This is a genomic window from Roseovarius sp. JB2-10 (assembly GCF_055693585.1).
The window spans coordinates 205852-217162 of sequence record NZ_CM146337.1 but is presented as its reverse complement, the minus strand read 5'-3'; the positions used below and the strand labels follow the sequence as shown (position 1 = coordinate 217162).

17 protein-coding genes are annotated in these 11311 nt (G+C 53.9%); 5 read left to right on the top strand and 12 right to left on the bottom strand.

The genetic code is table 11. The features are described from left to right. Window positions 1-175 precede the first annotated feature (175 nt). The 4 genes from ACZ1HJ_RS01045 to ACZ1HJ_RS01030 all read right to left on the bottom strand — a co-directional run bounded on the left by ACZ1HJ_RS01045 (window position 176) and on the right by ACZ1HJ_RS01030 (window position 3071). Window positions 176-319 carry a VPLPA-CTERM sorting domain-containing protein gene (locus ACZ1HJ_RS01045; RefSeq protein WP_472720519.1) on the bottom strand — a complete coding sequence of 48 codons (144 nt, stop codon included), beginning with the start codon at window positions 317-319 and terminating at the stop codon, window positions 176-178. Next, on the bottom strand, window positions 312-920 hold the full coding sequence (locus ACZ1HJ_RS01040) for a hypothetical protein (protein WP_472720518.1): 609 nt from the start codon (window positions 918-920) through the stop codon (window positions 312-314). The genes ACZ1HJ_RS01045 and ACZ1HJ_RS01040 overlap by 8 nt, the downstream gene beginning before the upstream one ends. Window positions 921-1396: 476 nt before the next feature. Next, window positions 1397-1750: a VOC family protein gene (locus ACZ1HJ_RS01035; protein WP_472720517.1), complete on the bottom strand. Its 354-nt coding sequence runs from the start codon at window positions 1748-1750 to the stop codon at window positions 1397-1399. Between the two features lie 367 nt (window positions 1751-2117). Continuing rightward, window positions 2118-3071, bottom strand: coding sequence for an EamA family transporter (locus ACZ1HJ_RS01030; RefSeq protein WP_472720138.1), 954 nt, complete (start codon window positions 3069-3071; stop codon window positions 2118-2120). A gap of 47 nt (window positions 3072-3118) precedes the next feature. Between ACZ1HJ_RS01030 and ACZ1HJ_RS01025 the strand changes: the two genes are divergently transcribed. Beyond that, window positions 3119-3622 (top strand): Lrp/AsnC family transcriptional regulator, encoded by a 504-nt coding sequence (locus ACZ1HJ_RS01025; RefSeq protein WP_472720516.1) that lies wholly within the window; start codon window positions 3119-3121, stop codon window positions 3620-3622. 319 nt (window positions 3623-3941) lie between these two features. Here the strand turns inward: ACZ1HJ_RS01025 and ACZ1HJ_RS01020 are convergent, their stop codons facing one another. The 7 genes from ACZ1HJ_RS01020 to ACZ1HJ_RS00990 all read right to left on the bottom strand — a co-directional run bounded on the left by ACZ1HJ_RS01020 (window position 3942) and on the right by ACZ1HJ_RS00990 (window position 8400). After that, a complete protein-coding gene (locus tag ACZ1HJ_RS01020) occupies window positions 3942-4727 on the bottom strand; it encodes an alpha/beta fold hydrolase (RefSeq protein WP_472720515.1) in 786 nt (261 codons plus the stop codon). A 145-nt stretch (window positions 4728-4872) separates the two neighbouring features. Then, the gene (locus tag ACZ1HJ_RS01015; RefSeq protein WP_472720514.1) at window positions 4873-5250 is read right to left on the bottom strand and encodes a bleomycin resistance protein; all 378 of its coding nucleotides are present in this window, start codon (window positions 5248-5250) and stop codon (window positions 4873-4875) included. Window positions 5251-5286: 36 nt separating this feature from the next. Continuing rightward, a complete protein-coding gene (locus tag ACZ1HJ_RS01010; RefSeq protein ID WP_472720513.1) occupies window positions 5287-5712 on the bottom strand; it encodes a cupin domain-containing protein in 426 nt (141 codons plus the stop codon). 136 nt (window positions 5713-5848) lie between these two features. Next, entirely contained in the window at window positions 5849-6304 is a 456-nt protein-coding gene (locus ACZ1HJ_RS01005; RefSeq protein WP_472720512.1) for a carboxymuconolactone decarboxylase family protein, read from the bottom strand. A gap of 9 nt (window positions 6305-6313) precedes the next feature. Continuing rightward, window positions 6314-6826 (bottom strand): RrF2 family transcriptional regulator, encoded by a 513-nt coding sequence (locus ACZ1HJ_RS01000; RefSeq protein WP_472720511.1) that lies wholly within the window; start codon window positions 6824-6826, stop codon window positions 6314-6316. Between the two features lie 152 nt (window positions 6827-6978). After that, complete coding sequence (locus ACZ1HJ_RS00995; RefSeq protein WP_472720510.1) at window positions 6979-7482, bottom strand: VOC family protein; 504 nt, start codon at window positions 7480-7482, stop codon at window positions 6979-6981. 228 nt (window positions 7483-7710) lie between these two features. Further along, window positions 7711-8400, bottom strand: a complete 690-nt coding sequence (locus ACZ1HJ_RS00990) for a glutathione S-transferase family protein (RefSeq protein WP_472720509.1) — start codon at window positions 8398-8400, stop codon at window positions 7711-7713. Window positions 8401-8612: 212 nt separating this feature from the next. Between ACZ1HJ_RS00990 and ACZ1HJ_RS00985 the strand changes: the two genes are divergently transcribed. The 3 genes from ACZ1HJ_RS00985 (at window position 8613) to ACZ1HJ_RS00975 (ending at window position 10348) form a co-directional block, all read left to right on the top strand. Beyond that, entirely contained in the window at window positions 8613-9317 is a 705-nt protein-coding gene (locus ACZ1HJ_RS00985) for a glutathione S-transferase family protein (RefSeq protein ID WP_472720508.1), read from the top strand. Window positions 9318-9326: 9 nt separating this feature from the next. Next, window positions 9327-9773, top strand: a complete 447-nt coding sequence (locus ACZ1HJ_RS00980) for an SRPBCC family protein (protein ID WP_472722253.1) — start codon at window positions 9327-9329, stop codon at window positions 9771-9773. 134 nt (window positions 9774-9907) lie between these two features. Continuing rightward, window positions 9908-10348 carry a DUF1330 domain-containing protein gene (locus ACZ1HJ_RS00975; protein ID WP_472720507.1) on the top strand — a complete coding sequence of 147 codons (441 nt, stop codon included), beginning with the start codon at window positions 9908-9910 and terminating at the stop codon, window positions 10346-10348. Window positions 10349-10391: 43 nt separating this feature from the next. On the opposite strand, the gene ACZ1HJ_RS00970 is transcribed toward ACZ1HJ_RS00975, so the two are convergent. Beyond that, the gene (locus ACZ1HJ_RS00970) at window positions 10392-10805 is read right to left on the bottom strand and encodes a hypothetical protein (protein WP_472720506.1); all 414 of its coding nucleotides are present in this window, start codon (window positions 10803-10805) and stop codon (window positions 10392-10394) included. Between the two features lie 138 nt (window positions 10806-10943). On the opposite strand from ACZ1HJ_RS00970, the gene ACZ1HJ_RS00965 reads away from it, so the two are divergent. Beyond that, entirely contained in the window at window positions 10944-11294 is a 351-nt protein-coding gene (locus ACZ1HJ_RS00965) for a winged helix-turn-helix transcriptional regulator (protein ID WP_472720505.1), read from the top strand. The last annotated feature ends 17 nt before the right edge of the window (window positions 11295-11311 follow it).

Sequence of the window (11311 nt, the reverse complement as noted above, 5' to 3'; positions counted from 1 at the left end):
TGCAAATGCAGCATCCAAACTAGGTGACCAACGGCTGGTTTGGGCCGTCCACGCGGGGCGCAACCATGTCCTAGGCAGAAGATGCTGCATCGGCTCCTAGGTCGGTAGTGAGCCCAACCAAGTTCTGGTATGCATCTAAAAGCCTTCAACGAAGGCCGACGGCTCCCTTCGCAGGCTACCGTCTGCGCTTCCGGGGCATTGCGCAAAGCCCGGCCAGCCCAGCCAATAAAAGCAATGCACTTGCAGGCAACGGAACTGGTGACACCGCGACTGGCGCTGCGAGGCCGTCTAGCGTTATTGAGACACGGTCGTCATCCATAACAGGGAGTGGTGCACCGGCGACATCGAGATCTTCGCAAAAAACCATCGATTGTCATGGTGCCTGTCAGCGCGAAATTAGTTGCGTCGGTCTTGATTGCGGCGAACCGGCTCTCTTGTTGCACACCTGGGAAGGTCGAGCCGATCTGAACTCCCAACGGAAATCTGAATTCCAGTAGATCATCGGACACTGAGCGCCGGGCGATTTCAATACCTTCGCTACCAGGACCATCGGTACGAAAATCCACGTCCGTCGCAAAGCCACTGAACCCTGTCAGTGTAAACCCGCTGATTACGAACCTCCCGGCTTCGGTGTTGAAAGTATCTAGGATGCGTGGCGCAAAGATCAGGTTACCGGTGTTGGTGGAACGTGTGACACGGTTCTGCACGTTTCCGCCAGCATCCGTAAAGGGCGTCGCCGGATCCGGATCCATTCGGAACGGCAATAGATTGTCGTTCAGTTCCAGTCCCGTAAGGTCCGGGTCAGCGACTTCACTTGTGCCAAATAAGACGATTGAGTCGCCGGGTAGGAGCGGTGCAGCGAACGCAGGGCTGGATAGAAGTAAGAATATTGCAGCAAAACTCACTTTGACATCGAACATTTGGATAACCCTTTCATCAACCTACTCCGAACGTGAATGGACGTGGTGGCGGTCAAAAAAACGCAAAATATCAGTTAATTTTTAAATTTATGCCGAAAATGTCAAGTTCAAGCACGCAACCGGTTCAGCAATTGCTTGATGCGGTAAAGTGTCGTGAAGCCCGCGGGTGGTGATGCCCTGAGACTCGATATCAATGTTCGAGATCATTTTACCCGCAATCTTCGTACAATGGACTAACGCAGATAAGACCAAATCGAAAGCGGCCAAAGTCCGGCTTGGTAACCATCACTTTGTGGCAGCAATTGTCCTGCCACAACGGCGACTTGATGCTACGTGAATGAACCAAACAGCAAAATGACTGCTAGGCCCGTAGAGTTTCCGTTCGTCAAACCAAAATGCTGCACTGTGAACCAATGTCCGGTTCTGGGAATTTGATCGAGTGACTTCGAGCACTGCTGAATGTCGGCTTTGGGCCGTTAGTCGCTATGAGAAAGCACGTTTATGATCTTGCCAGTCGGATCTTTTATGAAAAACCTACGCACACCCCAAGGCTCATTGGTCAACTCGTAAGTGACTTCATGGCCGAGTTCTCTGGCTCGGGAATAGACAGCGTTTACATCATCCACTTCGATCGACAAATCAGGCACCGGCGTTCCTGACCCGCCCTCGCTCGCGACATTAATTTGAACCGGGGCCGATCCGCCTGAAGCAAGCGTGACGATCCAATTTTGATCCATCACTGTTTTGAGTTCGAAAAGCTCTGCATAGAATGCTTTGACCTCCTCAACGACGTCTGCCCTAACGTCTGCAACAATGCGTATGACACCCATTTGCCTGCCTCCTCTTCATCATGTGCTTCAGTAACACACGGGCCCGTGGATGTCTGCTCTGGTAGAATTGCGCTCAGGCGAGGAGCTGGACGTCTAGGGTCCGCTGTGGGCCGAACTTTTTCCTGAACAAAAAAGACCCCGGCTGTTGCCGGGGCCAGTCCAACAGGGAGGTGCATATGATAACCCGCATATGCGACGGGATCTGAAATTCATTTGTCGTTAGAGAATAGCGAAACTGGCGATTGGCAGAAAGTCAGGTTTTCCATACGAGAGCAGGTGAAGCGGCCTGATTTGCGACCGACAGCCAAGCGAAAGCCCGCTTTGAGCCCACCCTGCTTATTCGTCAGGGTCCGGCGAACGGCCGGTTTCAGTCACCGTTCGCCGCCAAAACCGGCATTGGCGCGGGTTTGTGAACGGCCACGCCGATCATGACGAGGATCACTCCGAGGACATCTACGGGGCTCGGAATTTGGCGCAGGACGATGACGCCAATGATCGTAGCGGTCGCAGGAAGGAGAGCGAGCAGGAACGCAAAGCTTGCACGTGGTAGGCGAGCCATCGCAAGTTGATCGCAGACATAGGGGATGACAGACGAGCAGATACCGACCCCAATCCCGGCCAGAACCAGAAGCGGTGCGCCGAAGGCTTCGAGAGCTTGCAGGAAGCCGATGGGCATGACGAAGATGAATGCCGCTGTCATAGCCGCGCCGAGACGCTCCACACCGCCAGAAGCGCCCCCTTCGGAAATCTTGTGGCCGAGTATGATGTATAGGACGAACAGAGACCCGTTCAGCACGGCCCAGAACAGGCCAAGAAGGTCGGACGTGAGGTCAGGGCCTTCGACCGCCAATAGCGACGGCACGTCTATCAGGAGCGCCACGCCGATGATGGCAAAGGCGAACGCCAGATAGTTGCGGCTTGTGCGGAGACCCCAGAGAGCGATCCCGATGGTGCCCACGAACTCGATGGCGGCGACCAGCGAGATCGGCAGCCGATCGAGCGCCAGATAGAAGGAGCTATTCATCACCGCGAGACACCCGCCAAGCGCAAGCAGAATAAGACGCTCGCGGGGCGACGATTTCTTGAACGTGCGCCAGGGTTTTGTGATCGGTGCGAAAACCAATGCGGCTGACGCGATGCGGAACCAGGCAACGCCAAGCACACCAACGACCGGAAAGAGCAGAACCGCGAAAGCCGGGCCAAGATAGTGGAAAACGGCGGAAACGCCGAACCATGCGTGAGGGGGAACGGCCCCGGACATGCGCGACATGAATCCGGGGGCGTTGGCGAGGGCAGGGTTTTCTGGGGATTGATCTGTCATGCATCTATAATGCAAGGTGGAAACAGATTTCTATATGGAGATTGGATATGTCAGTGACCGAATTGAACGCAAGAAAGAAGAAAAAAACACCTGATAACCTTCGATCCGAAGAAAGTGATTTAGATAGCACCGACGCCGCGATTCTGCGCGAGCTGTGCGCGGATGCCCGTATTCCCCGTGCCGAGCTGTCGCGCCGCGTTGGTCTGTCCGCCCCAAGCGTGGCGGACCGTGTGCGACGACTTGAGGATGTGGGCATCATCACAGGCTACGGCGCGCGCATCGACCCGGCCCGCCTTGGCTACGGCTTGACGATCCTTATCCGCGCGCGCCCACTGCCCGGCGAGATGAAGAACATGATCGTGGCGATCCAGGAGACGCCGCAAATCGTCGCTTGTGATCGTGTATCGGGAGAAGACTGCTTCGTCGCTCGGGCGCATGTCCGCGACGTTGCCGAAATGGAAGCTGTCATTGACCGGATCGTACCCTTTGGAGCCACCAATTCGTCTATCGTCCAGTCCTCACCAGTCGATGAGCGATTGGTGGAACTCTAGGTGTTGGACTGAAAGCGGACCTTTATTCAACGGCAGGTTTGTCCGCAGACTGTCAGTTCGACCTAGTCCAGATCTTGCACTTGCAGTGAATGTCAGCAAAGCGGGCCGCGACCGCAGCATCTAAGGGGCGGGGTCAAGGTCCGCTTTGGGCCGGATTTACTAAATTGGATGGTGCTTCTGATCCGGCGAGCATGTCGTGATCGATCTAGCGGCAGCAAGAAAACCCATTCTGCTAAATGCTGCGCGGCCCATGAAGGGCAGCTTTTGCTTGGCACAGTGGAAAGGTCGCGACGTCAGATGGGACTTCATGAGTGCCGAGCTACAAATCCAAAAACGATACAAGCAATCCGGCAAACTCTTTTGGTTTGTCAACGCAGGGTAAATGACCGGCTCCCCGTATCAGCTTGAACTCGCTATTTGGAAGAGAAGCAGCGAGTTCCGCTACGATGTCACGTGGTGTCACGACGTCATTGTCGGTGCCAATAACAAGCGTTGGTTGGGCGGGACGGGAAGCTGTCTTTGACAAATCTGCATGGCCGATCGCCTGACAGCAGCCGACATAGCCTTCAACAGACAAACGCAACCGTCGGGCGACCAATTCTTCAAAGCGCGGAGATGACTGACAAAATTCGGGAGAAAACAGGTGCCGAAAGGAATCTTCGATTTTCTTTCGACAAAACCCTTCGGTGCGGGCCGCAGTAGCACCCTCCATCCAATCTTCAAGAATACCGATTTTCATTGCTGTATTGGAGAGCACAAGCCGCTCTACGAGGTCGGGACGCAGCTCTGCAACTCTCTGGGCGACTAGTCCCCCGAATGAAATACCAACAAGGTTACAGGACTGAATTTCAAGATGATCAAGAAGTTGGATCGCGTCGTCAGCGTAGTCGTCCAGTGAGTAAGGCAGATCGGGCACGTCAGACTCACCGTGACCTCTCTGATCGTAGCTTACGATCCTGAGGCCTTCCGGCAATCGGGAAAGAACGCCCTGCAAAATGTCCTGGTGAAAGGACATTGCGTGTATGAAAACCAGTGTCGTTGCCTCTGTCGGACCGGTATCCCGATACACCAAACTGAATCCCTTATCCTCAAATTGGCTGGTCACTTTTTTTGATATCCATCTGCTATTATCTAGTCGCAGAACTAGAACGTGTCTTGGGTGGCCGCGACTGCAGCAGTCGAGCACCACGATCAAAGTCTGCTTTGGGCCGTCCTCGATTGCCAGGCCTATGGTCAACGCCAATACCCGTTTATGAGGCCTTTTCGGTGATGTGCCCCATTCGAAGGAGATTTCCGTCTGGGTCGACGATTGCCAGTTCACACACGCCCCAGGGTTTCTCTTTTGCTCTCTCAAAGCGAGGAATATCTTGACCAGCTAGATTCAGGGCTTCGTACTCGGCCGACAATGTGCTGGCATTCTCGACGCGCACAAAGGCACCATGGTCAGAATGAACTGAAGTCTCATGTCCTTGAGTGCTGAAGAAATGGACTTCCACACAATCGCGGGCGAGGATCAGGTAGCCATTTTCTTCAAACCTTGCGACTTCCTGAAAGCCCAGCTCACCATAGAAAGCTGAGGTTCTGTGAAAATCCGAACTCGGAAAGATCGGGCATATGCTCTTTAGCATTCTGGTCCTCCTGCTAGGTTTGTTCGGTAGCCCACGTCATTCTGACCACTGACCTGATGTCGTGAGCCTGGCGCCATCTTGAGCCACAAACACGGCGATAAACTCTGCATCTTCTGTTGTGCTGGGGTTGCGGGTTAAGCTGTGCAATGCGCCAGGGGGCTCAATCCACGTGTCGCCAACGCCGTATTCAATGATCTCACCATTGTCGAGCTGCGACTGTACACGGCCGCGCAGCATGATCACGAAAACAAATGCTTCGTGCCGATGTGCGTCTGCGGAAGCTTCAGGCCGAAGAATAACCCGAGCAGCAGTTAATCTGTGACCCGGGATGTTGCCAATTTCTTCGGACGTCATAAGCGTCCTCACGATACCGTCTTCCAGATCGGTCTCGTGCGCGGTTGTTTGGCTGGCGGCCCACGGCAAAAGTGTTGCCAGCAGCCAGATGATGACGCTTTTTTTCATATGCATTCTCCCGGCAGCCCGCTCTAATGGACGCCTGTCTGAATCGGACGTGTGTCGTCTGCCCGACAATGAAGCTTGTTGGTGAGCAGATGTGATGCTCCATCCCAAGGCGGCGCATCAGTTCGTGAGTGGTGTTTCAGTTGGTAGGATCGATCTCGTGTTGAGACCGAAAGCTAACAGCGATGCGGTTCCAGATATTGATGGTGCCGATTGCAACGGTGAGCTTCGTAATGTCTTCATCGGAAAAATGAGCTTTGAGAGTATCAAAATCCTCATCCGGCGCCCCAGTCTGCGACACGTTGGTGAGGGCGTCAGTCCAAGCCAGAACCGCACGCTCCCTTTCATCGTAGACAGGGGACTCGCGCCATGCGGCAATAAGCGCGATCCATTGTTCGCTCAATCCAGCTCTGCGGGCTTCTTTGACGTGCATATCGATGCAGAAGGCACAGCCATTGATCTGCGATGCACGGATTTTCAGCAAAAGCCGGAGGCGCTCTTCGAGGCCCGATTTCTCGGCGACAAATTTCTCCAGGGCCCAGACCGCCTGAATTGAGTCAGGCGATGCGTTCATGTAATCGATGCGTGGTTGCATGGGTCTTCCTTACTTTGTGGGATTTGGATTTGATCTTCGGACGTTGGCTTCAAGAAAAGCGCAACTGCGGGCGGCAAGTGTCCCATCGTCGTCACTGATGACTTGTTCCAGCAGGCCAGCGATTGTCACGCGCCTAAGCTCGGCGCGGTAGGACCTCTCGGCACGAAGCATTGCCGCGTTGATCTGGCAGGGCGCAGTAAAATATCCGTCCGGCATCGGATTGGGTCCATTTCGCCGGATTTCCTTGCATCGAAATGCCGGCTCTCCACCCTCTACGGCGAGGATCACATCAAGAAGCGTTATCTTTTCCGGCATCTTGGCAAGGCGGTAACCCCCTTTCGGCCCCGGGACCGTTGCGAGAATCTGGGCGCGTGACAGGGCTTGTAAGTGTTTCAGGAGATAACTTGCAGACACGCCATGGAACTCGGCGAGTGCTGCGGCTGAAAGTAGCTCATCTTCCGCAAGGCTGGCCAACATTGCGACTGAATGTATAGCCTGCTCTACTCCGTCGCTCAGCTTCATATGACACCTCATCTGATTCGCAGACAATTATTATCCACGATACGTCGCTAGATCAAGTCGCCTTTGAGTCCCTTCAGTCAACCAACCCGTTGGCAGTGGACCGGCGCGAGGTATTCGAGATGAATTCGCCAAGGCCGATATTTCCCACTTGCTTAGCGAAGTGTCTTTAGGCCGGAAGGCGTTTTGATTGTGGCGGTAAGACTGGTGGTGCCGGTTGCGAAATCGATGCGGGGATCATCGAATTTGCTATCAAGCCAGGACGAGATGAATTCTGCTTTCGGGTGAGAGACCGTGAGCGATACGAATTTGCACCCTCGATCCCCCATGTTCCCGGCGACATGTGGTCCGGAAGGCCACTGGAGCAGCTTCGGAAACGCACCAGACAAAGGCAGCTTGCCGTCATCCCGAACGGACATGAGCCAATTGAGGTCGCCCCGCGTCATCTCGATGATAGGGCTTGCCATCTCCTGCGCCTTCGAGAGTGCGCTACTGATATCGCGAGAGCCCAGCACCCATGCGCCGATACAGGGTTCTTCGTCGTAATCATCCAGGCCAAACCACCGCGGTCGATCTGGCCGCTCTGCCTTGGGGTCAATGGCAATGACTTCCAAAAAACAATCAGGCCCCAGAGACAGTAGCAGATTATGCGTTCCCATGAGCGGGTGTGCTCCCCGGGTGGCATTTCAATGCCAAGGGATGCACGAACATACTTGGCGCCTTCTTCGAGCGACCTCGCTACAATTGTGATGTGATCGAATACGAGTTGCGGCGAAGGATGGTGTGGTGGTTTCGACATGAATTTCCTGCAGGCTGTCGTCCTATCCGCGGACCAATACGCTAGGCTGCAAATGGTCCATCGATAGTCGGGGTTTAGGTCTATTTTGTCATGGATGGGTGCGCCAATGCGCGGGCTTTGTCTGTTCCACGCCTGGAAGGTTGGCGACACGTTGTTTCCAGGCGTACAAGTGTACCAATAGCCTGGCATGTTCTGCGAAACCCAATTCTACCATCAGATCCGGCTGAATCTCAGATGCCCGTTGCAACAGCCTGATTTCGGGCCAAGCTACGGCATCGGCTGCCGTTGGCCTCTCACCGGTGAGAAAGTACCGTCCATCCCGTAACTGAGTGTCGAGGCGCTGCATTTCCGTCTGCGCGCGATTGGCTGCAGCGACCAAAGGAGCCCATCTGGGCGTTCCCTTACCTTTCAATGAAGCACCACCGAAGAACACCGGTGTCAGAAAATCGGCTGATGCTTTGCGCAGATACTGCCGACTTTCCATCGTGGATTGCCAGATCGCCGCAGATTCAACCTCGGTCTTCCCGAAAAGTGGCGTGTTGGGGAACTTTCGATCCAGCCAAGCCAAAATGGCAACCGAGTCCCGAAGCACAATTCCCTCGCATTCCAAAACCGGAACCGTTCCGCGCGGGTTGAGCGAGAGAAAGGGTTCCGCCTTGTGTTCATTTTCTGAAAGCTTCAGAAGCTTGATTTCGGGCTTGAGTCCCTTGAACGCCATTCCAAGCAACACGCGCCATCCTCGCGGTGAGCCGCTGATCGTCGTAAGTCTGAGTGCCATCGTGTCTCCTCGCGCTTACAAAAGGATCTAAAGACGTCCTAAAGCATTGCAAGAAGGCAGTTTTTTCGAACTTGGTCTCAGTTTCAGAACCTGGTTCAGTGCCGGCGGTCTAAGTATCAAAAGCCGTACTATAGCCGAAGATTCTGCCTTCTTGTTGAATTTGACCGCCAATCGTATCTCGGTTTCGACAGCAATTGCAGAGGGGCAAACAGATGAGCATGACGGTCTACAATATCAGCGGATCACCCATGGGGTGGCGTGTTTTGCTTGGGTTGGAATTCAAGGGCCTGGACTACGTTGCCAACTATCTGATGGGATCTGAGAAAGAGCACAGGAAGAATCCTTTTCTGCGAATGAACCCGCACGGGAAGGTCCCGGTCCTGGAGCATAATGGCACCCACCTGCGAGAGTCGCTCGCGATCTTGGCGTGGCTTGATGAGGAGTACCCTCAGCGCCCACTGTTCGGCAGAACTGTCGAAGACGTCCGGTCGATCTGGCGGCTCACAGCACGGTTCAGTGATTACCTTTTGAAGGCTACCAGCGGTGTGGTGTTTCCTGTTTTTGGCGGGGAGGACGGTGCTCCGAAAACTGAACGCGAAAACGAAGCACCGCTCGCGCATGCGGCTCTTTTGTTGAAAGTTGAGCTGCGCGAGATGGACAAGTTCCTGACTGGCAAAACGTTCCTCTACGGACACAAACCCAGTGCGGCTGATGCCGTTGCTTTTCCCGAAATTGGCCGTGTGATGCGGGCGATTGCCACAAAGCCCCAATCCATGGCGGATATTGACTTTGGTGCCTTCGATCAGGATTTTCCGAATGTTGCGCGCTGGCGTGATCAAGTGATTTCCCTACCCGGACACGAACGAACCATCCCTCCGCACTGGAGCAAGAGCTCGCATCGCGGGAGCGCCTCATGACCCACTCCAATTACAAACGAGATCATTCACGTCCAGGCGTCCAAACGCGCGGTCTATGACGCCCTGACAACCGGAATTGCCGAATGGTGGACCAGTCAGGCCGGAAAGTTTGAGACAGTCGGTGACGTTGCAAAGTTCGGTTTCGCGGGGAAACACGGATATTGGAAATTCAAAGCGACGAAGCTGGATCCCGAGCGGATTGAATGGGAGTGCGTCGAGGCGCTGCATATCCATGAAGGTCAGCCAAAAGAGATCGAGACGGAGTGGCTGGGAACGCGCGCGGTCTGGACATTGGATGATGGTAGAGCCGGCACAGCTGTTCATTTCGAACACCACGGCCTGACGCCTAATTTGCTTTGCTACGAAATATGTGAAGCCGGGTGGGACATGTTTTTTGTCGGCAGCCTAAAGGCGTATCTCGACACCGGCAAAGGGTCTCCGTTTGTTGGCACATAAGCTCAGCTGAAACCGGTTGTTGCCCAGAAATCTTCAAATGACATCCTTGAAAGATAGGCAGAACAGCATCCCGGAATCAGACAAAGTTACCTTGCTTTTGCAATGCCGAAGGTAATTCCAAGAAGGAAAATTCTATGATTAATGAAGTAACCTGCAGTCAGTTTGTGAAATGGTATGGCGACGACAATAGCGGATCCGTTCCGCGATCAGACCAATGGGCACAAGCTCTGAGCAGAGATCCGGATGCTCCACTTACCCTGATCAACTTCTTCAAGTTTCGGACCGTCGCTGTCTATGGCGGTCGCCAAAACAGTATTTCTGGGAAAGAGGCCTTTGATCGATATGCTTCGGTCAGTATTCCGACGATGCAGAAGGTCGGGGGAAAATTTCTTCTGGTTGCTCCATTTGAGGCGACACTCATTGGACAAAAAGAAGATTGGGACCTGATCGCGATTGGCTCATACCCCAACAAAAAAGCCTTTATCGATCTCTACGGGGATGCCGACTATCGCGCTGCGTTCCAGCACCGCACGGCGGCCTGCAAACGTCAAAAGGTGCTTGTGGCGGCGGCCTGATGCGGCCACCTATCCCGGTGCTCGGATCAAAGTTTGTCTGATGTTAACCCACCTGGAAGCGCTTTGTTGCGACATGCAGCCAAAACCCGAGAAACGTCGTGTGCAAGATAATGAAGCTGCCTGTCAAAAGGAACCAAAGTACGAGATCATCAATCTTGACCTTCGCGGCCAGACCAAAGAGTGACGACGCCGCTGCGAAAGCACCTACCAACCACACCAACTTTAGGGTGTCGAGAAGCTCCGTCCGGCGCCAATCGGACCTGAAGAAAATCAGAACCAGCGCGAGGCTTTCCACGGCCCAGGCCGTTACCCCGAAGGCATAATTGGGGTTATCCATCCGGGTAAAGACACCGAGGCGCAGAAACTGGTCTTCGAACAAAACAACATGCCAAAACACGGCAAGTAAGGCTGTGATCAGAAACGATCCGATCAGCGCAATAAATTGAAATTTTAACATTTTCGATCTCCGGATTTCCTGCCGCGCCAGGTTGACGATGCGCTTTCAAATCCAGAAAAACGGTTATGGTACATTCTTGCAAGTAGGCAGATTTTTTGACTATAGTATGAAAAATCATACTATAATGGATTAAGGCCAATGGCGACGAATTCGGAAGCAGAAGCGCTGGAAAAACACCCGGAACTGGCGGAGCTATGCCCGATGCCCGACATCGCAAAGCTGATCGGCGGCAAATGGAAGCTTATCATTCTGCAAATTCTGATCTTCAAAGGCACGAAACGCTTTAATGAGTTGCGCCGTATGATACCAGGCGTGACCCAGACCATGCTGACCAATCAATTACGCGCATTGGAACGGGACGGCCTGCTGACGCGAAAGGTTTATGCCGAGGTGCCCCCCAAGGTCGAATATACCGCTACACAACGCGCATTAGACCTGGAAGAGATGTTTCACGCCATGCACAACTGGTGGCTACGGGCGGAGAGCTAAAGCGTTCCGACCCTTTG

Bases quoted from the DNA above. Each gene is read 5' to 3' on its own strand.
- ACZ1HJ_RS01045 (WP_472720519.1), bottom strand. From the start codon at position 319: ATGGATGACGACCGTGTCTCAATAACGCTAGACGGCCTCGCAGCGCCA.
- ACZ1HJ_RS01040 (WP_472720518.1), bottom strand. From the start codon at position 920: ATGTTCGATGTCAAAGTGAGTTTTGCTGCAATATTCTTACTTCTATCC.
- ACZ1HJ_RS01035 (WP_472720517.1), bottom strand. From the start codon at position 1,750: ATGGGTGTCATACGCATTGTTGCAGACGTTAGGGCAGACGTCGTTGAG.
- ACZ1HJ_RS01030 (WP_472720138.1), bottom strand. From the start codon at position 3,071: ATGACAGATCAATCCCCAGAAAACCCTGCCCTCGCCAACGCCCCCGGA.
- ACZ1HJ_RS01025 (WP_472720516.1), top strand. From the start codon at position 3,119: ATGTCAGTGACCGAATTGAACGCAAGAAAGAAGAAAAAAACACCTGAT.
- ACZ1HJ_RS01015 (WP_472720514.1), bottom strand. From the start codon at position 5,250: ATGCTAAAGAGCATATGCCCGATCTTTCCGAGTTCGGATTTTCACAGA.
- ACZ1HJ_RS01010 (WP_472720513.1), bottom strand. From the start codon at position 5,712: ATGAAAAAAAGCGTCATCATCTGGCTGCTGGCAACACTTTTGCCGTGG.
- ACZ1HJ_RS01005 (WP_472720512.1), bottom strand. From the start codon at position 6,304: ATGCAACCACGCATCGATTACATGAACGCATCGCCTGACTCAATTCAG.
- ACZ1HJ_RS01000 (WP_472720511.1), bottom strand. From the start codon at position 6,826: ATGAAGCTGAGCGACGGAGTAGAGCAGGCTATACATTCAGTCGCAATG.
- ACZ1HJ_RS00995 (WP_472720510.1), bottom strand. From the start codon at position 7,482: ATGGGAACGCATAATCTGCTACTGTCTCTGGGGCCTGATTGTTTTTTG.
- ACZ1HJ_RS00990 (WP_472720509.1), bottom strand. From the start codon at position 8,400: ATGGCACTCAGACTTACGACGATCAGCGGCTCACCGCGAGGATGGCGC.
- ACZ1HJ_RS00985 (WP_472720508.1), top strand. From the start codon at position 8,613: ATGAGCATGACGGTCTACAATATCAGCGGATCACCCATGGGGTGGCGT.
- ACZ1HJ_RS00975 (WP_472720507.1), top strand. From the start codon at position 9,908: ATGATTAATGAAGTAACCTGCAGTCAGTTTGTGAAATGGTATGGCGAC.
- ACZ1HJ_RS00970 (WP_472720506.1), bottom strand. From the start codon at position 10,805: ATGTTAAAATTTCAATTTATTGCGCTGATCGGATCGTTTCTGATCACA.
- ACZ1HJ_RS00965 (WP_472720505.1), top strand. From the start codon at position 10,944: ATGGCGACGAATTCGGAAGCAGAAGCGCTGGAAAAACACCCGGAACTG.